The sequence below is a fragment of the Bacillus sp. P4_D3 genome (assembly GCF_056401855.1).
Window position 1 is genome coordinate 1 of record NZ_JBFUIN010000036.1, and the last position, 22740, is coordinate 22740.

At 34.8% G+C, this 22740-nt stretch carries 22 protein-coding genes; 6 read left to right on the top strand and 16 right to left on the bottom strand.

All coding sequences use genetic code 11. The features are described 5' to 3' along the window. Positions 1 to 27 precede the first annotated feature (27 nt). Complete coding sequence (locus AC1DTM_RS08040) at positions 28 to 150, bottom strand: hypothetical protein (RefSeq protein ID WP_002113959.1); 123 nt, start codon at positions 148 to 150, stop codon at positions 28 to 30. 333 nt (positions 151 to 483) lie between these two features. On the opposite strand from AC1DTM_RS08040, the gene AC1DTM_RS08045 reads away from it, so the two are divergent. From AC1DTM_RS08045 to AC1DTM_RS08055, 3 genes are all read left to right on the top strand, one after another. Beyond that, positions 484 to 1155 (top strand): response regulator transcription factor, encoded by a 672-nt coding sequence (locus tag AC1DTM_RS08045; protein WP_088098691.1) that lies wholly within the window; start codon positions 484 to 486, stop codon positions 1153 to 1155. Between the two features lie 65 nt (positions 1156 to 1220). After that, on the top strand, positions 1221 to 2675 hold the full coding sequence (locus AC1DTM_RS08050) for a sensor histidine kinase (protein WP_016103496.1): 1455 nt from the start codon (positions 1221 to 1223) through the stop codon (positions 2673 to 2675). A gap of 144 nt (positions 2676 to 2819) precedes the next feature. Continuing rightward, entirely contained in the window at positions 2820 to 3332 is a 513-nt protein-coding gene (locus AC1DTM_RS08055; protein ID WP_000351210.1) for a GNAT family N-acetyltransferase, read from the top strand. Between the two features lie 33 nt (positions 3333 to 3365). On the opposite strand, the gene pdxR is transcribed toward AC1DTM_RS08055, so the two are convergent. Then, entirely contained in the window at positions 3366 to 4766 is a 1401-nt protein-coding gene (pdxR, locus tag AC1DTM_RS08060; RefSeq protein ID WP_088098690.1) for a MocR-like pyridoxine biosynthesis transcription factor PdxR, read from the bottom strand. Between the two features lie 120 nt (positions 4767 to 4886). Between pdxR and AC1DTM_RS08065 the strand changes: the two genes are divergently transcribed. Both AC1DTM_RS08065 and AC1DTM_RS08070 read left to right on the top strand, forming a co-directional pair. Beyond that, the gene (locus AC1DTM_RS08065) at positions 4887 to 5813 is read left to right on the top strand and encodes a DMT family transporter (protein ID WP_477000144.1); all 927 of its coding nucleotides are present in this window, start codon (positions 4887 to 4889) and stop codon (positions 5811 to 5813) included. A gap of 115 nt (positions 5814 to 5928) precedes the next feature. Then, on the top strand, positions 5929 to 6453 hold the full coding sequence (locus AC1DTM_RS08070; protein ID WP_002159347.1) for a DUF4871 domain-containing protein: 525 nt from the start codon (positions 5929 to 5931) through the stop codon (positions 6451 to 6453). Positions 6454 to 6745: 292 nt separating this feature from the next. Here AC1DTM_RS08070 and AC1DTM_RS08075 read toward each other — a convergent pair whose 3' ends face one another. The 12 genes from AC1DTM_RS08075 to AC1DTM_RS08130 all read right to left on the bottom strand — a co-directional run bounded on the left by AC1DTM_RS08075 (position 6746) and on the right by AC1DTM_RS08130 (position 18794). Then, the gene (locus AC1DTM_RS08075) at positions 6746 to 7948 is read right to left on the bottom strand and encodes an NAD(P)-dependent malic enzyme (protein WP_016103493.1); all 1203 of its coding nucleotides are present in this window, start codon (positions 7946 to 7948) and stop codon (positions 6746 to 6748) included. 60 nt (positions 7949 to 8008) lie between these two features. Further along, positions 8009 to 9355 (bottom strand): 2-hydroxycarboxylate transporter family protein, encoded by a 1347-nt coding sequence (locus AC1DTM_RS08080; RefSeq protein WP_002113946.1) that lies wholly within the window; start codon positions 9353 to 9355, stop codon positions 8009 to 8011. A gap of 122 nt (positions 9356 to 9477) precedes the next feature. Next, positions 9478 to 10185 carry a response regulator gene (locus AC1DTM_RS08085; protein WP_016103492.1) on the bottom strand — a complete coding sequence of 236 codons (708 nt, stop codon included), beginning with the start codon at positions 10183 to 10185 and terminating at the stop codon, positions 9478 to 9480. Position 10186: 1 nt separating this feature from the next. Continuing rightward, complete coding sequence (locus tag AC1DTM_RS08090; protein ID WP_033714566.1) at positions 10187 to 11785, bottom strand: sensor histidine kinase; 1599 nt, start codon at positions 11783 to 11785, stop codon at positions 10187 to 10189. A gap of 308 nt (positions 11786 to 12093) precedes the next feature. After that, positions 12094 to 12621 carry a GrpB family protein gene (locus tag AC1DTM_RS08095; RefSeq protein WP_016103490.1) on the bottom strand — a complete coding sequence of 176 codons (528 nt, stop codon included), beginning with the start codon at positions 12619 to 12621 and terminating at the stop codon, positions 12094 to 12096. An 18-nt stretch (positions 12622 to 12639) separates the two neighbouring features. Beyond that, positions 12640 to 13368: a C39 family peptidase gene (locus AC1DTM_RS08100; RefSeq protein ID WP_033714583.1), complete on the bottom strand. Its 729-nt coding sequence runs from the start codon at positions 13366 to 13368 to the stop codon at positions 12640 to 12642. Positions 13369 to 13411: 43 nt separating this feature from the next. Further along, positions 13412 to 14233: a hypothetical protein gene (locus AC1DTM_RS08105; RefSeq protein ID WP_016103488.1), complete on the bottom strand. Its 822-nt coding sequence runs from the start codon at positions 14231 to 14233 to the stop codon at positions 13412 to 13414. 232 nt (positions 14234 to 14465) lie between these two features. Next, positions 14466 to 15701 (bottom strand): sensor histidine kinase, encoded by a 1236-nt coding sequence (locus AC1DTM_RS08110; RefSeq protein ID WP_016103487.1) that lies wholly within the window; start codon positions 15699 to 15701, stop codon positions 14466 to 14468. Positions 15702 to 15712: 11 nt separating this feature from the next. Further along, entirely contained in the window at positions 15713 to 16384 is a 672-nt protein-coding gene (locus AC1DTM_RS08115) for a response regulator transcription factor (RefSeq protein ID WP_016103486.1), read from the bottom strand. 301 nt (positions 16385 to 16685) lie between these two features. Then, the gene (locus AC1DTM_RS08120) at positions 16686 to 17516 is read right to left on the bottom strand and encodes an ankyrin repeat domain-containing protein (protein ID WP_106408170.1); all 831 of its coding nucleotides are present in this window, start codon (positions 17514 to 17516) and stop codon (positions 16686 to 16688) included. 350 nt (positions 17517 to 17866) lie between these two features. Further along, entirely contained in the window at positions 17867 to 18373 is a 507-nt protein-coding gene (locus tag AC1DTM_RS08125) for a nitrous oxide reductase accessory protein NosL (RefSeq protein ID WP_016103484.1), read from the bottom strand. A gap of 166 nt (positions 18374 to 18539) precedes the next feature. Then, positions 18540 to 18794, bottom strand: a complete 255-nt coding sequence (locus AC1DTM_RS08130) for a hypothetical protein (RefSeq protein ID WP_002159358.1) — start codon at positions 18792 to 18794, stop codon at positions 18540 to 18542. A 256-nt stretch (positions 18795 to 19050) separates the two neighbouring features. Between AC1DTM_RS08130 and AC1DTM_RS08135 the strand changes: the two genes are divergently transcribed. Next, positions 19051 to 20355, top strand: coding sequence for a CitMHS family transporter (locus AC1DTM_RS08135; protein ID WP_477000145.1), 1305 nt, complete (start codon positions 19051 to 19053; stop codon positions 20353 to 20355). A gap of 66 nt (positions 20356 to 20421) precedes the next feature. Here AC1DTM_RS08135 and AC1DTM_RS08140 read toward each other — a convergent pair whose 3' ends face one another. Together AC1DTM_RS08140 and AC1DTM_RS08145 are read right to left on the bottom strand one after the other, a co-directional pair. Next, positions 20422 to 21114: a response regulator gene (locus AC1DTM_RS08140; RefSeq protein WP_002113922.1), complete on the bottom strand. Its 693-nt coding sequence runs from the start codon at positions 21112 to 21114 to the stop codon at positions 20422 to 20424. Further along, entirely contained in the window at positions 21114 to 22724 is a 1611-nt protein-coding gene (locus AC1DTM_RS08145) for an ATP-binding protein (RefSeq protein ID WP_033714565.1), read from the bottom strand. The genes AC1DTM_RS08140 and AC1DTM_RS08145 overlap by 1 nt, the downstream gene beginning before the upstream one ends. Positions 22725 to 22740: the final 16 nt, after the last annotated feature.

A 22740-nucleotide genomic window follows, 5' to 3' on the forward strand; every position in this document is an offset into this window, starting at 1 on the left:
CTTAAGAAGCAATAAGCTTTTTTTCTATTATAAAATCCCGAAAAATTTATTTACACAACTTATCATAATAAGCATAGATACCGCAACACACATTACAATCGCATTACGATCTTGCTTTTCTTTTTGTAAATGTTCTACTTTTTTACTCATGTGTACAATCCCCTTTATATTAAAAAAAGTGTGAGATAGGAAATTTTTCTTATCCGATGCGAGGTGAATACGAAAACCCTCTCTATCTCACATACACAATAGAATGGAATTGTCATTTTATAAATAAAATGACATGACGTTATGTCGCAACATAGGGTATTTGTGTCGCTACGTTTTCTATTATAAAAAATAGTTGTGCAAAACTAGTGCATTTTTTATGTCAATTGCCCTGATTGAAAAAATCAGCCATCCATTCAATCACATAAAAAGAGTTTTTTATTATTTTCATGTAAACTATACAAGTAGAATGAAGAGTTTGGGGTGCACAAGATTATGGTGAAAATTTTATTAGTAGACGATGAAGAACGTATGTTACGATTATTAGATCTGTTCTTAAGCCCTCGTGGCTATTTTTGTATGAAAGCTACCTCTGGCCTTGAAGCGCTAGAATTAATCGAACAAAAGGACTTCGATATTATTTTATTAGATGTTATGATGCCAAATATGGATGGGTGGGATACTTGCTATCAAATCCGTCAAATTTCCAACGTTCCAATTATTATGCTAACAGCTCGCAACCAAAATTATGATATGGTCAAAGGCCTGACCATGGGAGCAGATGACTATATTACAAAACCATTCGATGAACATGTATTAGTCGCGCGAATCGAGGCTATATTACGTCGTACAAAGAAAGATAGCTTTGTTAGCTTCAATGGTATTGAGTGGGATAAAACGAAACATACTGTTACAGTTTATAATGACAAAATCTCACTAACTCCTATTGAATTTTCGTTACTCGGACTATTTTTACAAAATACAAACCGTGCCTACAGCCGAGACGATTTAATCGAGAAGATTTGGGGCTATCAAACAGATATCGAATACAGAACTATCGATTCACATATTCGTAATATACGGGATAAGTTACGCAAAAAAGGATTTCCAGTTGAAGATTACTTAGAGACTGTCTATAAAGTTGGATATAAATGGAAAAGCGAATAATTAATTTGATCAGTGGACAATAGTAGACCACTGACCCTTTATATGAAATAAGGTATGGTGAGAAAATGAGCAGACTTTCCCTTAAAGTTGGGACATACTTTTTAATATTAGCTTTATGTATTGAGACAATCGCTTTCGTATCTTTTTATAAAAGTCTTTCAAAAATGCGTGTTGAAGAGGAAACCATTGCTCTTTTAGAGAAGGGAAACCGCTATCGTGATACGATCGAACGGCGTGCAAAATGGAGCAAATACGGCAAATACGCTGAGCAAAAAAAACATGCTGAACATCTCAACCGCCCTGCCTCTTCTGGCTTCTCTATTGAAGATGCCGCTGAAGACTTAATGGAAACAGAAGCACTTACTAATTCTGATATAGCCATTGTTATAACTGACAGTAATGGAAAAATCACTTCGGCCTCAGAAACAGTAACAAAAGATATGCAAAAACAACTTCATTGTAAAATCCCCCCAGTTAAAAAGGGGGGATTAATAGTAGAAAAGAATTGGAAAGAATCAAAATTCATCTCAACAGTAACACCAATTGACACAAAAGACTTTCAAGGTAAATTACACATGTTCTTAAAAACATCCTTCTTAGAAGATATGCTACTTAGACTAATGAATCAATTCATTATCGTGAGTATTTTGACACTTATTTTAACAACTATTTCTGTCTTTGTTTTTTCTCGAGTTATTACAGATCCTCTTATAAAGATGAAGAGAGCAACAGAAAAAATGTCAAAATTAAACAAACCAATTCAATTAGGGATTAAACGAAATGACGAACTTGGAAGTTTAGCCACAACCATTGAGGAACTGTCTAGTGAACTGACGTATATGAAAAAAGAGCGAAACGAATTTCTTGCCAGTGTAGCGCACGAGTTACTAACTCCACTAACTTATATGAAAGGTTATGCGAAAGTGGCAAAGAGGAATTCTTTAACGAAGGAAGAACGTGAAGAGTATTTACAAATCATCGAGGATGAAACCGATAGTGTAACTGATCTCGTACAAGATTTATTTATGCTCGTACAATTAGAGCAACATCAATTCGTTATTAAAAAACAAAAAATGCTCCTGAGACCATTTTTAGAACGCATGGTTGAAAAAACAAAAACAACATTAACCAACAAACAAATAGAAATTCATGTGTACTGTAAAAATGATTTAGAAGTTTGTATAGATGAAAGGCGTATGGAACAAGTGATGTTAAATTTATTGCAGAATGCTTATCAACATTCGCCAGAAAACACTTCTATAACAATACGTGTACTAACCAATGCGCATACTTTTACAATAAGTATACAAGATGAAGGTGAAGGTATTCCAAAAGAAGATATCCTACACATTTTCGATCGCTTTTACCGTGTCGATAAATCTAGAACACGAGCTACGGGAGGAAAAGGTATCGGACTAGCTGTTGCAAAGGAAATTGTAGAACTTCATGATGGTTCTATCGAAGTTAAAAGCGAATTAGAAGTCGGAACAGAATTTATAATTGAATTACCATTTGAATAATATATGCGTGAAATCACCAGTAGCAGAACACTACTGGTGCTATTTTATTTATAAAACCAGCTCATATAAGCTAAGCTTTTGAAATTATTCTTATTTCAATATAAAATATAGGTATAACTGTCAAAGATTTGGAGGGTGATATAATTGGATATCCATGTATTAACAAAAGACGAAGCAGAAATTTACTTAGAACTTCGAGTAGAAGGGTTAAAACAAAACCCGGAAGCTTTCAGCTCTTCTTATGAAGATATTATTAATAAAGAGTGTGCTATTGAATATAAAGCCCAAAAATTAGCACAAGATGAGAACTATACACTAGGTGCATTTAAAGATGGAGAATTAATCGGAGTTGCAACACTGGAAACGAAACCATATGTAAAACAAGAACATAAAGCGAAAATTGGTTCAGTATACGTGTCTCCAAAAGCACGCGGACTTGGAGCGGGAAAAGCACTTATTAAAGAATGTCTTGAGCTTGCTAAATCTTTAGAAGTAGAGCAAGTTATGCTTGATGTTGTTGTCGGAAACGATGGTGCAAAAAAACTTTATGAGTCATTAGGATTTAAAACATTTGGTGTGCAAGAACGCTCATTAAAATATAACGGACAATATTGGGATGAAGAGCATATGGTTCTTTTCCTAGATGAAGAAAAATAATAAAAAAACATCCTCCATTTATGAGGATGTTTTTTACTTTCTTTTAAACCATGCTGTATATAATAATTGAATGGCCTCTTCAATTTCTTCCTCTAATAAAGTCGCAAATCCAAGCAATACTGTACTTTTTGGAGAAGTCCCTTCCCTATAATACATCGAAACAGGGTACACTTTAATACTCCTTTCAGCTGCAGCTTCCATTAATTCTTTCTCTTCCATCCCGTTATGCACTTTTAATAAAATATGTAGGCCGGAATCTTCCCCTATTACTTCAATGCGATTAGAAAAATATTTTTCTATTACCGAAACAAGACGGTCTCTCTTCTTTCGGTACACAACACGCATTTTATGAATATGTTTTTCCCAATGCCCGTCATTTAAAAATTTCTTAATGATCTCTTGATCTATTCTTGAAACGCTTTGTGTGTAAAATAAATATTGCTCCTGATACTGCTTAATGAGGGGTTTTGGCAACACCATATAACTCATCCGTAATGATGGCAATAGCGCTTTAGACAGCGTCCCCATATAAATTACTTTCCCATCTCTATCTAACCCTTGCAGCGCTGGAATTGGCTTTCCTGAATAGCGGAATTCACTATCATAATCATCTTCAATAATATATCTTCCTTCTTCTTTTTTCGCCCATTGTAAAAGCTGTATTCTTCTCGTAATTGGCATAATCATCCCGCAAGGAAACTGATGCGAAGGTGTAACAAATACAACATTTGCATGGCTATCCGCTAACTGTGACATACGAATTCCATCTCTATCTAAAGATAACATTTGTACATTTTGTTCCCCTTGCTCGAAAACAACCATTTTCCGATGGTACCCAGGGTTCTCAACCGCATAACGACTTCCCTTTAACAACTGAAATAACATTTTTACTAATATTTGCGTACCCGCTCCTATTACAATTTGACTAGCTACGCATCGTACACCTCTAGATTCATACAAATAGCTCGCGATTTCTTCTCGTAAACTTACCTCCCCTTGCGGATGTCCAATAAAAAGTAAATCTTTATTTTCAAATTGCCATACCTCGTTCGTAATTTTTCGATATACATGAAACGGAAAAGTATTAGTATCCACACCCGTTTGAGTGAAATCAAATTTATACTTCTTATCTTGAAAAGGCGCTTCTCCTATTACCTCTTCGCTGCCTTCCACATGAATCATTTGCTCGATTTCACATACAAAATAACCTTTTCTAGAAATCGACTCAATATATCCTTCAGCAAGAAGTTGCTCATAAGCAGCTTCAACTGTATTTTTACTCACTTGTAAATATGTCGCCAGCTTCCTCTTAGCCGGTAATTTCGTAAAGGCCGGAATCGTTCCATCTTTAATCTCTTTTTTTATATACTCATACAATTGTACATACAATGCTGTCTTACTATTTGCACTCAAATTAGGCGTTAGTTCTAACACAACATCTGACCCCTCCCAAAAATACATAACTGATACTTTTTGCAGTACCAGAAGTTCTATATAATTCCTTTTATCATGTAACACATTAATAATCAAATACTAGAGAGGAGATGCATGATAATGAACAATGGTAGACGCATCGGACTTATGATGATTATTACAGGAGCTACCCTGTGGGGATTATCTGGTCCCATGATTCAGTGGCTATTTCAACATACGAACGTATCATCAATTGATTTTTTAACAATTCGCCTGTTACTCGCAGGAATATTCATTTTGGCTTTCTTGCTTATTAAAAAACAAAACATATTTCACATTTGGAAACATCCTAAACACTTTATACAACTTATAATTTTCTCTATTCTTGGCATGCTTGGTGCGCAGTACGCTTTTATCGAAACAGTTCATATTAGTAATGCCGTAACGGCAACACTATTTCAATTTCTAGGTCCTGTTCTTATTACCATTTACGTTGCGTTTGAGCAAAAGAAATTCCCTGCTTCTATGCAAATACTCGCAATTATAACTGCACTAACAGGGACATACTTTATTATTACAAACGGTTCAATTGAAAATATTGTTTTATCTAGAGCAGCTATTACTTTCGGCCTATTAACAGCGATTGGTTTTGCGTTTTATACCCTTCATCCGGCTTCTCTTATTAAAGAATGCGGAACAACTATAGTAATTGGCTGGGGGATGTTAATTGGAGGGATTGCACTGCTTATTTGTAATCGTTCTTTTGGATGGAATCAGAYTTCGCAAACTTTCACATTTCAAACTTTTTCTATGCTTATTCTTATCATTATAAGTGGCACTCTTTCCTTCCTTCTTTATATCGGGAGTCTTAAATATTTAACAGCAACAGAAACAAGTATTTTATCTAGCATTGAACCACTTGTAGCTGCCATCGTTTCAATCGCTTGGCTTAATGAATCCTTTGGAGCATATCAATTATTAGGCGGAGTATGTATCGTTCTTTCTGTTATTCTCTTAACAATGTCTCAAAAAAAGAGAGAACCAACCTTTTCAACTGAACAAATATAGAAAATGTCAAAAGAGGTCGTACAAAACTTACGACCTCTTTTTATGATTTAAAGGAATTGTCCCGCCTGCTAGCAAATACAATTACACTAACAATAAAAATTAGGAGTGTGGCACCATGAAAAAAATCGGAACTATGCTACTTTTCTCCTTCCTCATTACTGGCTGCGCGCAGGTGCAGCCAGATTCAAATGTACCTAAAAAAGAAGTACTAGAAACGTCATCTTCTCAAATTAACGCACCTTCTTTTTTTCATCTTAGTGTTTTAAAAGATGTAAATTGGGAAGAAGCTCCATCATTCGTAGAAGGAAAAATACCGTTAAAAGGCATCGAAGGAAAAATCGCCATGGCTGATAGCTCTATTATCGCAAATGAACAAAATGAAATAATGTGGTTCTTCCTAGATCCTGAAATGCCAACTGGAAAACTATCTATTATTGCTTTAAAACAAGGCTCTATCCTTCCAACACCAATAATCGTTCCAAAGGAAACTTCCGAACCAAATTGGACTACTTCAAATACAATCGATACTACAATAAAAGAACTCCCTCTCGTAATGTCACTACCTTCATCTGGATTATGGGTATTAAACATATATGTGAATGAAAGATATTATGATCAATTTGTAATCACTGCCGAATAAAGTGACAAAACTGGAACACTTCCTTACAACAATGTAATTTCTACGTCACGTACTTCAATAGTTGGATTCTCTCTCTTCTCTTATACTTAAAGTAAGAAATGAAGCGAGGAGAGATGAGAGATGAAAAAAATGATAGAAGTGATCGTAGCAGTAACTGAGGTTTTAGTAAATGGTAAACAAGTTGCAATGGAATTAAATAAATAATGAAGGGACATAAATAATTCTATCCTTCTTCATTATTTTGATTTCTTATCTCAAAAAAAGCAGTGCCTTTTTAAGGCACTGCTTTTGACTATCTATAACTTGGCATTTTCGTAATTTGCGCCACCCCTGAATCAATGGCTGCTTTCGCTACTACTTCTGCAACACTTGGAACAACTCTTTTATCTAATGGATTTGGAATTACATAATTCGCATTACGCTCTTCGTCTGTAATTATGTTAGCGATCCCATATGCTGCCGCTAATTTCATCTCTTCTGTAATATCAGTCGCACGTACATCTAACGCACCGCGGAATATTCCAGGGAACGCCAATACATTATTTACTTGATTCGAATAATCAGAACGCCCAGTTCCTACTACAGCTGCCCCAGCTTCTAATGCGTCCTCTGGGAATATTTCTGGAATTGGATTCGCCATTGCAAACACAATTGGTTTCTCGTTCATCGTCTGTATAAGTTCTTTCGTTAATACGTTTGGAGCAGATACACCGATGAAAATATCAGCTTGATGAATCGCTTCCTTTAATGTTCCACGTACATATTCTCGATTTGTCTTCTGTGAAACTTCGATTTGCGCTTCGTTCATCCACGTTTCACCTTCACAAACAATACCTTCTAAACTAACTAACGTAATGTGTTTTGCGCCAGCTTTTAATAATAATTTTCCAATTGCAATTCCTGCCGAACCCGCACCGTTAATAACAATTTTCACATCATCCATTTGTTTACTTACAACTTTTAATGCATTAATAACAGCTGCTAAAACGACAATAGCCGTCCCATGCTGATCATCATGAAAKACAGGAATATTCGTTTCTTCTTTTAATCGTTTTTCAATTTCAAAACAGCGTGGTGCTGCAATATCCTCTAAATTAATACCTGCAAATGTAGGCTCTAGATTTTTCACAAGGGTAACGATTTCATCCACATCAGTCGTCCCTAAACATAGCGGGAAAGCATCTACATTCGCAAACTTCTTAAATAAAATACTTTTCCCTTCCATAACAGGCATAGCCGCTTTCGGTCCAATATTCCCTAAACCAAGTACTGCTGTTCCATCTGAAACAACTGCAACCATATTCCCTCTTGCTGTATAGTCATACGCTGTTTCCTCATCTGCTGCAATTGCTTTACAAGACTCTGCTACCCCCGGTGTATAAGTCAAACTTAAATCGTCCGCTGTATTCACTTCTACTTTACTTGTAATTTCAATTTTCCCTACTAACTCTTTATGCAATAACAATGATCTTTCATTAATTTGATTTTCTAACATACTTATAATCTCCCCTTAATTTGACAAGCTAGCTATACGAATATAGCTAGCTTGTTTTGATCATGAAAACATTTTCAATAAAATTGTTGCTGTTACGACCACTGCAGCCCCGCCTAAACGCGTTGAAATTTGCGCAAACGGCATTAATTCCATACGATTTGAAGCTGATAGAATAGCAACATCTCCAGTTCCACCTAAACCACTATGACATCCAGTTACAATTGCTGATTCAACTGGATACATTTTCATCACTTTCCCTACAAGAAAACCTGATGCTACCATTGTAAGAACAACTGATGCACAAACAACAACATATCCTACAGAAAGAACTGCTGCTACGTCTTTTAACGGAATGTATAGCAATCCTAAACCGACCATTAACGGCCAAGTTAAATTCTTTGAAATAAATTTATATAAATGGAATGCTCCTTGCTCCATTTTTGCTGGCATTAATTTAAAGTATTTCACAAGTGCTGCTGAGAAAATCATAATGATTGCCCCAGGAATACCGATGAACTTAGAAGCAAATCCTCCAAAGATGAAGAACGTACATGCAATTAATAAACCTGCTCCCATTAATGAGAAGTCAATTGGTTTTTCTGTATTTTGCTCTTTTAATAATTCTGCTTGATTATCTGTTTTTACTAATACACCATTCCCACTAAGTTCAGGTCTCTTCTCCCCTAATCGTTTCATATAGCCTGCACTCACGATTGCAAACATATTTCCGATAATAGCTGCTGGAATAAGCTGTGATACAAATGTTGCTGATGATTCATTTAAAATATCACCGTAAGCTAACGACAATGGTAAAATCCCTTCCCCAATACCACCACTCACAATTGGTACGATGATAAAGAAGAATGTCTGCTTCATTTCAAATCCAAATAGTGAACCTACTAATAAGCCTACTGCTATAGAAGCTAACGTTCCTACTACTAAAGGAATAAACATGCGAACGAAACCTTGTACTAACACTTTACGATTCATTCCCAAAATACTTCCTACTACTAAACAAGAAATATATAAATATAAAAAGTTCGATTTTTTCATTAACATAGTCGCAGCTTCCATTGAAGCTGGATTCATCCAGTTGAAAAATACAAGTAACGATGGAATAAATAATGAAAGAATTGCTGGACCACCGATGTTTTTTAGAATTGGAATTCTCATCCCAATGTCACCTAAGAAAATACCCATAATCATAATAACTGCAAATCCACCAATCATATCTGCTGGTAATTTATTATATACAGATGCCCCATAAATAATAGCAGCCAATACTACATATAACGGTAAAGGTATTACACCGATTTTTACATTCATAATTTTAGAAGCGAACGATTCTCTTTGTACCTCATTTCCCTCAGAAAATGATACCGCTTCCACATTCTTTTGAATTCCCATATGGCACCCCCTTGTTTTCTTAATAACAATATTAAAACGCTTTCAATAGTAAAAATAGTTTTTGTAAGTTTTGTAACTACTTTTGTAATTAAAAAAAGTATAAGCGACCTATAATAAGTCGCTTATACGTAAAAGTCTATTTTGTTTGGGTCAATACACCTTAATTTACTTACCGGCCTTCCCACATGTTGATACACCATTTCATTCTCTAAAACTCCAATTTCAGTCAAAAACATTACATACTTTCGAATAGAAACTCTTGAAACCCCTACTAATTTCGCCATTTCATCTGTTGTAAATGCTTGTCCGTGAAGCGATTTGATTTGCTGCCAAATTAGTTGCAATGTTTGCTTTGTTAATCCTTTCGGAAGCTCTTTATAGTCAAAGGACTCTCTTTTTTCTTTTTGTAAAATTAGCGAATCTAATTCCGATTGACTAATTTTTTGTTGTTCTTTCATGAAAGTAAATTTTTCTCGATACACAGTTAATGCTTCCTTAAAGCGTTCAAATGTAAATGGTTTAATTAGATAGTCTACAACTCCATATTGTAATGCTTTTTTTATACTTCCCATATCATGTACAGCTGAAATCATCATAATATCAATTTCTTTTTCTTGATTTCGAATATACATTAAAAGCTCAAATCCAGTCTCCCCAGGCATAAAAATATCAAGTAATATGAAGTCTACTCGTGACTTCTCTAACACTTCTATCGCCGATTTTACTGAGTTAACTGCATGGACCAGTTCAAACCCTCCAACTTGCTCTAAATAATGCGTATTTAACATCGCAACCATCGGATCATCTTCTACAATCAAAACTTTGATCATCTTATCTCTCATCCCTACTTTTAGGTATTTCAATCGTTATTGTCGTTCCCGTTCCTAACAATGAATGAACATAAATTCCCCCATTCATTCGCTGTATGCTTTCCTTTACAAGATGCAAACCATACCCCCGATTATCACCCTTTGTGGAATAACCTTTTATAAATAATGCATCAATTTCATCTTCTTTTATGCCTTTCCCCGTATCTTGTACTGTAATGATTAATGTATCCCCATATTGTATTCCAACTTCAACCTGCTTCTTCTCACAATTCGTCACCGCGTCTAATGCATTATTAATTAAATTTCCGACAATGGTGATCAGTTCATGAATGATACGTTCATCATATATTTCTGGTAAGTAAGAATCTTCTTTTATAATTAACTTTATATTTTTCTCTCTAGCATAACTAAGTTTACCTAGTAAAAACCCAGCAAATACTGGGCTTTGAATTTTTTTCATAATCCCCCCAATTTCATATTGATGCTCTGATACCATACTACTTACATATTTCTGCAATTCTTCATACTGTTTCATATGTGTTAGCCCTAATACGACATGCATTTTATTCATAAATTCATGAGATTGAGCCCGTAATGCTTCCGCATATAGCCTAATACCAGTTAGTTCTTCTGCCAATTTTCTGATTTCTGTTTTATCACGAAATGTTGCAATCGCACCAACTATTTCACCTTTTACATATAAAGGAACACGATTCGTAACAATCGTAATTCCATAAATATTTTGTTCTTCATTTAATTGTACCTCTCCAGTTTGTAACACTTCTTTTATACGTGAATTCGGCATATACAATTCAACATCTTTACCAATAAAGTCTTCTTCAAGTCCACTTTTCTTAAATAGCCGTTTTGCTTCATTATTAATTAACGTTACTTTCGCTTCTTTATCCACAGCAATAATACCTTCTTTGACCGATTGTAACATCGTATTTCTTTCTTCAAGAATTTTCGCTATCCTATGCGGCTCAAGACCAAATAAACTTTTCTTTATATGTCTAGCTAGCAATATCGCTCCTATAATGCCAATTAACAATCCAACTCCGACACCTATATAAATAATATGTCTACTTTCCTTAACTCTCTCTTTTACATTATCAGCTGAAATACCAACAGCAACCGCACCAAGCTGTTCACCTGTGTCAGCAAAAACAGGAACGAATACTCGCATTGAAATCCCTAAAGTTCCTTCTGCTAAAGATACATGTTCCTTTCCCTTCAATACCGTTCCTTCATCCCCTCCAACGAAATGATGACCTATTTTTTGGGGATTTGGATGAGATTTTCTTATTCCATCCATGTCCATAACGACAATAAATTGAACACCTGTATTTTTTAATATCCTATTTGTATACGTTTGGATGGCGGAAGTATCTGCTTTCCCAATTAAACCATCGATTACCACCGAATCATTCGCTACAATATGTGCAATCGTTTTTGCCTTCTCTGCTTGGCTTTCTTCTGTCGTTCGTTCAACATTATGGCTAATTAAAATATCTGTCACAAGTAAAGAAAAAATGACAACAGTACACACCAATAATGTAATCGTTTTCCATAAATTCCATAGTCTTCTTCTTTTTTTCATCCCGTTAATGACTCCCCTAATTGCTGAATAGAAAAATAAGTAAGGTGATATCATTTTCACCTTACTTATTTGCTGTTATTATACTTTAAATTTACTAGCCATTTCTTATAGTTCTTTTCTTCTTCCATCAAATTAACTTATTTTTCTACAGCCGCTGCACTCTTCGTTATTTCACCAACTTAGGAAACAATATATAATAATAACATGTATTATTTTGCTCAATTATGCATTTCTGCATATTTAGTTATTTTTAAAAAGATTAACTTACAGAATAAGAGAACCCCATATAGAAGTTCTCTTGTTTCATATCACTTTCGCTTCTTAAAAATACCTTTCACAAAACTTTCTTTATGATCCGTGTACTTCTTTATCCCGACTGAATGCTTCTTAGCATAATCTAATTTTAAATTTTTGTACTCTACTTTCGCTTCCTCATTGGCATTCAAATAATCTCTGAAGAAGATTAAATTATTCCAAATCCCTTTTTCATACTCTACTAAATGGATATAATGTGTGCGTTTTTGAAAAGTAGAATCAGTAAACTTTGCAAAGATAATTTCACCAGGTCGTTCCACCTTTAATCGTAAAAATCCTATAGATTTAAAATCATCTGTAATACGCTTTTCTACTGCATTTAAATCATCTACAGCTACTAATATGTCTATAACTGGCTTGGATACCATACCTTCAATAGCCGTACTACCAATGTGCTCAATACGATTCGCCTCTATATGCGCATTTTCTTTTATTTCATGTTTCACTTTAGAAAACTCTTTTTTCCACTCATCTGTATAGTTCACTAACTTAATTTCTTCACCCGTTATTCCTAAGTCCATACCCCTTTTCCCCCTAATTTATTTCGAGCTTTTCACATAACTAATCGCTTGGCTCCCCATTTGTACCCACGCCTTTTCAAAATCCTCTCTCGATACACTGACATTCGGGCGTTCATTAAGTGGATCTTGAATATAGACAGACTCCTTATCGTATCCAACAAGTACGACACAATGTTCATTATAAGTAATAGAAACATCCCCACTATTTGTTTCCCATATAGTAAATTCATCCTCATCTAATGGGGCATATGTTGCATTCGTAATCATGACTACCGGTTGCCCATTATTTACACTCTTATAAATTTCTTCTATACTGTTTCCTGTTAAATCCACAGCGTTATTAGGTAAATATTTTTTTGCTAATTGAAAAAGTGGTCCATGATATACACCATATCCMGATTCAGAAAACGTATAAATGTTCCCTACAAATCCTTCATTCGGATTCCCGCGTACACCATCTTCTATAAAGTTAACTTTTTTTATTTCATTTGCTAATTTCATCTTATCTACAGACACACCCGCATATTGTAACATCATCGCTAAACTTGTTACTTCGCAGCCTCTCTCTAGCTCTGGTAACTGCTGAATTAAGGGCACATTTGATAACATGACTGTTTCATCGTTATTACTAAACTCTATTCGTTTTTGACTTTGTATACTTGATAATAGTAACCCCTTTACTTTCTCCACATACGTTGTAATCCCATTTGTATATGCCCACCATATTCCTATACATAGTACGGTAATACATATATACCACTTCCATTTTCGTATCACTCTCACGCCCTTTTTAATTCGTTAAATACGAATAAAACGCATCTGCATCTGTTTGAATCATTGGTATAAATTTTAGTTCGTTTCCTTTTTCAGGTTGTTCTCGTTTTATTTTTTCCGCTAGCTCTTGAATGCCCATATTCGTTCTATCCATATTAAGCTCCTCTGCTATCTCTATTACCTTTTGCTCATTTATTTCTCTTAATACTTGATATATATCTTTGCCATATAAATCAATATGATATTTTTTTGCTTCTTCCTGTACTTTTTGTTCGTACACTTCTTGTGCTAACCCTTCCATCTCTTTTCCTTGTTGAGCAATACCTAGCTTTTCTGCTTCTTCTCTAACTTTCGTGCCGTAGATTTCTTCCTCAATTTCTTCTATTTCTTTTCCTTCAGTTGAAACACCAAGCTTTTCTGCTTCATTATTAATTTTAATCTTATTAATTTGATCAATTAAACTTACAATCGACGTATTCTCTATAGATATTCCTAGTTTCAACGCTTCTTGCCTCACTTTTGTTTCATAAATTTCTTCTGAAAGAATTCCAACATCTTTTCCTTCTGCCGAGATACCTAATTGATCAGCTTCTCTTCCTACTTCCGTCTCATGAATTTCTTTTTCTAACGTAATTTGTTCTTTCCCATCCGTTTCAATGCCTAACTTTTCCGCTTTTTCTTCCGTATGCATTGCATGTATTTTTCCATCATTTAATTGTTCTTTACTACGCTGCGTGTAATCTGTCTTTCCTTTTGTCATTCCAGAAGGAGAGGCACCCCCTAATATACTTAAACTCATTACTCCAATAGTAAATACCGTCATCATTTTCTTTTTCAAGACTTCTTCCTCCCTCGCACGCTTTCTTTTTCCAGCTTTCCCATAATTTTTTTTATACTATACATAAACTTCCTCTCTGTTAGAAATAACCTTTTGATTTATCCAGTTCATTCAAAAAACCTTACAGCTTTTCTTTCTATCACAAGTTTCCATTATGTAATACATGCTACAAGTTATTCCTTAACTTTCCCTTAAAAAAGACGACCTTGTAAAAACAAGGTCGTCTTCTCACTTATAATCTTTGATTTTTTGGGAAAATCACTTCAAAACAAGTTCCTTCTCCCCATTTGCTCTCTACCGATATTTTCCCATAATGCTTTTCTACAATCCAATTAGCGATTGAAAGACCTAATCCCGCTCCTTCTGATGGACTTCTCGCTTTATCTCCTTGATAAAAACGATCAAATAACTTTGGAATATCCCCTTCTTTAACTCCTATCCCGTTATCTTTCACTTGTATGCGAATTGAACTACTCGTTTGCATACAATTAATTTGAATATGTCCACCTTCATTCGTATACTTCATCGCATTATCTAGCAATATGACCATCAATTGATGGATTCTCTCTCTATCGCCAATAAACGATATGTCACGTTCTACTTTTAATATCATCGCTTTTTCTTGATAAGAAGCAATTTCTTTATATGGATCTACTATTTCTTCTAACAATTTACCCATCTCAAATGTTTTCTTATCCATCTCGATTTGATTAGAATCCGAACGTGCTAACAATAATAAATTAGCTACGAGCTTCGATAACCGTCTACACTCCTTTGAAATCGTAGAAATATCCATCGCTTTTTCTTCTATCGTCGCAGATGGTGACTGGAATAATATATCTGTTTTTGATTGAATAACCGCAAGTGGTGTCCTTAATTCATGTGATGCATCAGAAACGAACTGCTGCTGTTTCTCCCATGAATTTTGAATGGGTACAAGTGCCCTCCCAGCTAAGAAAAAGCCGATTCCTATTGCACATACACTCCCTACACTACAACCTATAACAAGAATTAAAAATAAAGTATTTAGCATTTCTTCTTCAGCTGTTATATCGCGTACGATTTGAACTATTTTTCCATCTTTTTGAAACGCGAACGTTCTAAAATATAGCCCTTGCACTTCAATATCTTGCAAAGATCCTAATTTTTTTGGAGAAAACTTTTCCAAATTGTCTTCAAAGATAAAACGGCGTTTGCCGTTTTCGCCACCTATCTCCACTCTGTTTCCACTCCAAGTTAACTCTACTATCCTCGGATCCCCAATTGGAAAATATCCCCTTATTTTTTTGGGTAGTTTTTTATCATCTGAAATCTCTCTATGCTGAACCATTTTTTCTATGGATGTATCTACTTCATTATAAATGCGCTTATATGTGTATGAATAAATAATACTCCCTAATACTCCTATTAATAGGATAAATACTAATGAGTTTACTATAGTCAGACGAATACGTGTTTTTTGAAACATACTTCCCTTTTTCATTGTTCTTTTAATATATATCCAATACCACGAACAGTTTGAATATCTTTCTGATAACCGAATGGCTCTAATTTTTTACGTAAGTGATGAACATACACTTCTACGATAGCTACTGTTGTATCTGAATCAAATCCCCAAACACGATCAAAAATTTGTTCACGCATTAAAATTTTACCGCTATTTTGAATGAGGTACTCTAGAAGTTCATACTGTTTTAAGGTCAACTTAATTGCTTGCCCATCGACTTGCGCGCCTTTGTCTTTTCCAAACAATTCGATTCCTTTATAACGAATTGTCTGCTTTGTTGTTAAACTACCACTTCGTCTTAATAGAGCACGAATTCTCGCTTTTAGTTCCGGTGCTTGAAACGGCTTAACGAGATAATCATCCCCGCCAAAATCTAAGCCTTTAACTCGATCCTCCAAAGAATCTTTCGCTGTTAAAAATAAAACTGGCGTTTCAATCTTTTCATCTCGTATTTTTTGGATAACTTCAAACCCATCCATTTCTGGCATCATGACATCAAGTAATATCGCATCATATATATTTTGTAATGCTAAAAATAAACCATCTTCCCCATTCATTGCCGTATCCACTTCAAATTCATCACATAAAATTTGTACTATGGACTCCAATAAAGAAGCATTATCTTCTACTACAAGTAAGCGCATCGGCCTTTCTCACCTTCCACAATATATTTCAATTCTCTTTTTCTCTTATTATTACATCACTTCTCATAATAGCGACAGAAAGCAGTCACATTATACATTGGCTTTTTTAATTATTTACATCTAATAGTTTGGATTGGATATACTTTTGAAGATTTATTATAAAGTCCATTTCTTAACTTTGCCTTAATAAAAGAAAGCCGCATCCCTCTTATGGATACGGCTTTCTTTTATTTTTGACTCGTACGAGCTGAAATACTACTCGCTCTATTTGTTGCTTTATCTAATACTCATTTACTTCCAGTTACCCTATAGGTTGCTGTTGCATAACTTCATTCGCTCCAGCTACCCTCAACATATTCGCAATATCTTTAAAACCTCTTTTTTCAGCATGTTGCAATGGCGTATTCCCTTCATTGTTAGCCATATTTACATCCGCTCCATGCTCAATAAGCATTTGAATTACCCTTTTATGGCTGTCACTACCATTTCCTAACACAATCGTTTCTAATAATGCTGTCCCACCACGATTATTTTTATAATTCACATCAATATCCGTATGTTCTAATAATTCTTTTACGACCTCTACATGACCACGCTCTGATGCAGAAATTAATGCTGTTCCACCCGACCTAGTAGTTTCTTTCGTATTAGCACCTGCATTAATTAGTAGTTTTACGATGTCTGTATAGCCCTCTCTGCTAGCATAAAGAAATGGATTGCTTTGTTTTTCATCTTGGATTTCAATATCGGCTCCTGCATCAATTAACGCTTTAACTGTCTCTATATGATTTTGATACACCGCTGCCAAGATAGGTGTTTCTCCATTATCGCCCTCTACGTTTATATTTGCCCCGTCCTTTATTAATTTCATAGTCGTTTCTGTATCACCTAGGGTCGCAGAAAGCAATAATTGCTTATCCATTAAATTTATACCAGTCTCTTCTTTATCTTTTTCCTTTTCTTTATGCTTTTCTTGCTTTTTTTCGTTTTTCACGTGAACCGGTTTCGATTCAGGTTCTTCTTGCTTATCACAAGCCACTACCATCATTAAAAGTCCTAATAATGTACATAATAAAATTTTTTGTTTTCTCACAACTACAGCTCCTATGAAAGATAATGTTTTCTTAACCATTCCTCCATCACATGCAATAACTCTTCTTCAATAGATTTATCCATAAGTACCTTATATTCCTTCTTCAATTGTCATAGTATACTTATGCTCATGTTTTCTCAACATATAATTCATGTTTGGAATGATATGCCACCCAGCTCCATCATTAATATTATGGAGCAATTAGTTTAGCATGTTTCAGCGATACTTGTACATCTTTGTTACCCTTAATTCCCCTAAAGATGTCACTATTTTATATTGTAACTGTTCTTCTAACCATTTTACACCTTTTATCTTTCTATTTGCATCTCACTAACAATAGAAAAAGACAACCTTGGGGTGGTTGTCCTTACTCTAGCTACTTTTTCGTATTAATGAGAATGTCCTCCGCTATTCCCATTTTTCGGTTTCCCCATCATCTCTTTATTCATTTCCCACTTATGCTCTGATAATTCTTTGTCGGAAAGGACCTTCCCCTTATATTTAGATACAAAACTTTCCGCATCTTTTTTATCTTTAAACGAGATCACGTTATAAGCCATAGGTGTTGTTATTGTTTTATCATATACATAAGTTGCGTCCTGTAATAGAACCCAATCTTTCGTATTATAGTCTCGTACAAACTTTTCTTTCGTCTTCTCATTTTTATTGTTATCCATCCATTTATACATACAGCCAATATCATCAAACTTTAAGGCTTTTCCATTATCTAAAATAATTTCTGTTGCGAATTGATTATCCATTACCCCTATTTGACAAATATCACACTTATCATTTTTTTCATCAACCGCAATAGCTTCTATGTCCTTTTTCCCACATCCTACTATTGTAAATACGAAGCATAAACATATAACAAGCACAGCATACTTTACTCTCATCCCTATTTCCTCCCCATTAATGACAATACATTACTCCTAAAAATTTATTCATTGTACTCAACTAGGAGAATATCAAAAAGTTGTGTGAGATTTGTGAAAAAACATTGTTCTTTTTGTAATATATGGAACAAAAAAGAGATGTGCAGTTATTTCTACACATCTCTCATCATTCACAACCAGTAATTAACAAATCATCTTCTATCTTAACTAATAATGTATCCGCACTAATTTCCTGTCCAACTTCTACATTTACTAATCTTATATTTCCACTGATCCCAACCCCAATTTTTTCAAGCTCACCATCATGCTTTCGGATCATCATTAATTTTTCCCATTCATATACGTAAGAGGATTCATTAATAAAAATCTCTTCTACTATTCCTGTACATGAACTATAAATTTCTTCTATTCTTGTTTCCATTCAAAATCTACTCCCTACTTCACGCGCTTCTCTTTTTCACCTTATTCTACCATTCTTGTACGAAAGCATTTATCTTTTTAAAAATTCAAAATTACCTCGTGAACAAAATGATCAAAATAAAGATTATGTTTCTAATGATGTTATTTCTTTAATTATTTACCATTCGAATTGAACCTTTTATTATAAATAAAAAACCTTTTATCTGAATTTTCGTTTTATATTGAAAGCGCAATCATTTTTTTGAGGGGGAGATTACATGGTAGCATTACTTGGATTTGCAATGGTATTTGTCTTTATGTTTTTGATTATGACTAAACGTATGTCAGCATTAGTAGCATTAATATTAATTCCAATTATTTTCGCATTAATTGGTGGATTTTATGCAAATATGGGGCCTATGATGTTAGACGGTATTAAAAAGTTAGCACCTACTGGTATTATGCTTATGTTCGCCATTTTATATTTTGGGATTATGATTGATAGCGGTTTATTTGATCCTGTCATTAGTAAAATTTTGAAATTTGTAAAAGGTGATCCTTTAAAAATTGTTGTTGGTACGGCTATCCTTACTATTATCGTTTCATTAGATGGGGACGGAACAACAACATATATGATTACAGTTTCCGCAATGTATCCACTATATAAACGTCTTGGGATGAATCCACTTATATTAGCTGGGGTTGTTATGTTAGGAGCAGGTGTGACAAATCTTACACCTTGGGGTGGACCAACAGCTCGGGTTATGAGTGCTCTTGGACTTGATGCATCAGAACTCTTCACACCACTTATACCAGGAATGATTGCTGGTGCAATTTGGGTAGTTTTCGTTGCCTACTATCTTGGAAAAAAAGAAAGAAAACGTTTAGGAATTATGGATGTGCAATACTTAAAACACATGCAAACAATGGATGAGCAAGCTGCGACAGTTGAAGCTGAAATACATAAACGCCCGAAACTGCTATGGATTAACTTTTTATTAACTGCTTCCCTCCTCGTCTGTCTCATACTAGAAGTTATGCCGTTACCTGTTTTATTTACAGTCGCTTTTGCTATTGCTGTTATGATTAACTACCCTAACTTAGAACAACAAAAAGAGCGTATTGCGTCTCACGCTGGAAACGTATTAGCGRTTGTTTCTCTCGTCTTTGCTGCTGGAATTTTCACAGGTATTCTATCTGGAACAAAAATGGTAGATGCGATGGCTCAAAGTGTTGTTACTCTTATACCAGATGCACTTGGCCCCCAGCTTCCAATTATTACAGCTTTACTAAGTATGCCGTTCACATTTTTCATGTCTAATGATGCTTTTTACTTCGGTGTATTACCTATTTTAACGAAAGCTGCTACAGCTTACGGAATTAGTGYAGCAGAAATGGGACGTGCTTCGTTACTCGGTCAACCTGTTCACTTACTGAGTCCCCTCGTTGCTTCCACTTATTTATTAGTCGGTATGGCAAAGGTTGATTTTGGTGAACACCAACGATTTACTTTACTTTGGGCTGTTGGAACGACAATGGTTATGTTGATTACTGGAATTGCAATTGGAATTATTCCAATATAAGATGAAACTAGAAAAAACAGTAGAGGAAATGTAATCCTCTACTGTTTTTATTGTTGTGAAAGTCCCCTATGAAGAAACGCGGAAATACCTTCTTTCTGGCCTCCCCACACTTCCATATATAAGCTCTGCATGCACTTTCTTTCCAGAGATCAAATACTCTAAATAGCGCCTCGAAGTTGATCGGCTTACACCTACCATTGAACTTAGCATCTCTGCAGTAATTCCCTCCTCATTAACAGTTAACATATGCTTTTTTATTTTTGCTAACGTTAAAGGATCGATTCCTTTTGGTGCATATTCTATTTGATTTGCCTGCACCCCTCTTTGGGACCATAGATGTTCAATCTGTTCTGAAGATAATTGAGCATTTTTCTTTAACTTCGTAATCTTCTTTTGATAACTTTCTAAACTTGTTTTAAACCGATCAAATGTAAGTGGCTTTACGATATAATCTGTTACTCCGCCTCGTAAAGCATGCCGCACTACATCCGTCTCTGATGCGGCTGTAATCATAATAATATCTGTATCATGCAAATTATGCCTAATATATGTGACGAGTTCAGTCCCTTGCATGTCAGGTAAATATACATCTAATAAAACGAGTTGCGGCTTTACAAACTCTAACCATTCCTTCGCCTGTTCCCCAGTCGTTGCTGTTCCAATTACTTTAAACCCCTCAATTTTTTCAGTAAAACGACGATGAATTTCCGCAATCCGAATATCATCTTCTACAATCAATACTTCAATCCCCTCATTCATTACAATTCGCCTCTCTCTTTCGGTAATGCAATGATAAATAAAGCACCACCTAAATCCCCTTTTTCAATCGCAATACTTCCATTTAAATCTTCCACTAACTCTTTCACTTTTGCTAACCCATATCCACGTTTTTCGCCCGCTTTCGTCGAAAAGCCTTTATAAAATATGCTTGTAATTATTTCATCATGAACACCTTGTCCTGAATCTTCCACTTCAATTAATATTTCTTCTCCAATGTCTGTTACAAACATTCTTACTTTCTTATCATGCTCGTGATTTCTTTCAATTGCTTCAAATGCATTCGTGATCAAATTCCCTAAAATAGAAACAACGTAATTACTCTCAATATGCGGACTTAACTTTTCTAAACTACTTTCCCGATCTAACATAAAATCAATCTTCAACTCTCGCGCCCTATTATAAAATCCAATTAAAATCCCGCCTAACCACGGATTTTGAATTCGTTTCATAATAAATTGAACGAATTCTTGATATACTGCTGTTTCCTTATGAATAAGCTCTAAAGCATCTTCATACGACTCTAATTGGATAAGACCTGAAAGCGTATATAATAAATTATTATATTCATGCGTTTGTGCCCGCAATGCCTCTGTATATTGCCGCGTTTGAGACAATTCTGCTGTTAATTGATCCATTTCAGATTTCAGGCGTAAGCTGGATACTACACCAGTTACTTTATGATTAACTTTAATAGGTAGACGATTGGCAATAACATCCTGTCCCTTTATATTTAATTGGCGATCAAATTGTTCTTCTCCGGTTTGAAGTACATCCAGTATCGATGAATTAGGAATAACATCTAAAATAAATTCTCCCATTATATTTTGTTGTTTATCTAAAGAAAGGATATCGTATGCCGCTTGATTGACTAAACTAACCATTCCATTTTTATCGATTACTACAATCCCTTCACGTACAGATTGAATAACTGTACTATGCTCCTCGTATAAAGATGAAATTTCTTCTGGCTCCATTCCAAACATCATCCGCTTAATACTTTTTGCTAAATATACAGAGCCAATTATCCCAATTAACAGACCTGTTATTGTAATCCAAAACACACGCTTTCCATACACGTCTATCGCTCCATGAATATCGTCCATTGAAAAACCAACAGATACTACACCAATAATTTCATTATCCTGATTACGAATTGGGACTTTTCCGCGTAATGAAGGTCCTAATGATCCTGTTGCTTCCGAAACGTAAGCTTTCCCTTCTAATAGGACCCCTTTATTATCTCCGCCCACCATAGCTTCTCCTATTTTCTCTCGCTTAGGATGTGCATAACGAATACCATCTTTATTTCCAACTACAATAAAGTCAGCATCTGTTTCGATTCGAATTTTTTCTGCAATTGGCTGAATAATAGAAGCTGGATTTTCTTTTTGAAAAGCTTCCCCGATTTCCGGTATAGCAGCAACTGTTTTCGCAACATGCAACGCCCTTTTTCCAATTTGCTCTTCTACTGTTTCAGATAATATATAGTAAAATAAATAACTCGTTAACAGCAGTACAACAAGAATAAGTGTACTAATAGTTAATGTAATTCTCGGTTGTAGTTTCAATTTCTTCAATTTCAAAATCATTCCCCTAACATTACTG

Excerpts from the sequence above, each read along its gene's own strand:
- AC1DTM_RS08045 (WP_088098691.1), top strand. The coding sequence starts at position 484 with ATGGTGAAAATTTTATTAGTAGACGATGAAGAACGTATGTTACGATTA.
- AC1DTM_RS08130 (WP_002159358.1), bottom strand. The coding sequence starts at position 18,794 with ATGGAAACAAGAATAGAAGAAATTTATAGTTCATGTACAGGAATAGTA.
- AC1DTM_RS08125 (WP_016103484.1), bottom strand. The coding sequence starts at position 18,373 with ATGAGAGTAAAGTATGCTGTGCTTGTTATATGTTTATGCTTCGTATTT.
- AC1DTM_RS08145 (WP_033714565.1), bottom strand. The coding sequence starts at position 22,724 with ATGATTTTGAAATTGAAGAAATTGAAACTACAACCGAGAATTACATTA.
- AC1DTM_RS08050 (WP_016103496.1), top strand. The coding sequence starts at position 1,221 with ATGAGCAGACTTTCCCTTAAAGTTGGGACATACTTTTTAATATTAGCT.
- AC1DTM_RS08085 (WP_016103492.1), bottom strand. The coding sequence starts at position 10,185 with ATGATCAAAGTTTTGATTGTAGAAGATGATCCGATGGTTGCGATGTTA.
- AC1DTM_RS08115 (WP_016103486.1), bottom strand. The coding sequence starts at position 16,384 with ATGCGCTTACTTGTAGTAGAAGATAATGCTTCTTTATTGGAGTCCATA.
- AC1DTM_RS08120 (WP_106408170.1), bottom strand. The coding sequence starts at position 17,516 with ATGGTTAAGAAAACATTATCTTTCATAGGAGCTGTAGTTGTGAGAAAA.
- AC1DTM_RS08070 (WP_002159347.1), top strand. The coding sequence starts at position 5,929 with ATGAAAAAAATCGGAACTATGCTACTTTTCTCCTTCCTCATTACTGGC.
- AC1DTM_RS08140 (WP_002113922.1), bottom strand. The coding sequence starts at position 21,114 with ATGAATGAGGGGATTGAAGTATTGATTGTAGAAGATGATATTCGGATT.
- AC1DTM_RS08090 (WP_033714566.1), bottom strand. The coding sequence starts at position 11,785 with ATGAAAAAAAGAAGAAGACTATGGAATTTATGGAAAACGATTACATTA.
- AC1DTM_RS08110 (WP_016103487.1), bottom strand. The coding sequence starts at position 15,701 with ATGTTTCAAAAAACACGTATTCGTCTGACTATAGTAAACTCATTAGTA.
- AC1DTM_RS08080 (WP_002113946.1), bottom strand. The coding sequence starts at position 9,355 with ATGGGAATTCAAAAGAATGTGGAAGCGGTATCATTTTCTGAGGGAAAT.
- AC1DTM_RS08040 (WP_002113959.1), bottom strand. The coding sequence starts at position 150 with ATGAGTAAAAAAGTAGAACATTTACAAAAAGAAAAGCAAGATCGTAAT.
- AC1DTM_RS08095 (WP_016103490.1), bottom strand. The coding sequence starts at position 12,621 with ATGGACTTAGGAATAACGGGTGAAGAAATTAAGTTAGTGAACTATACA.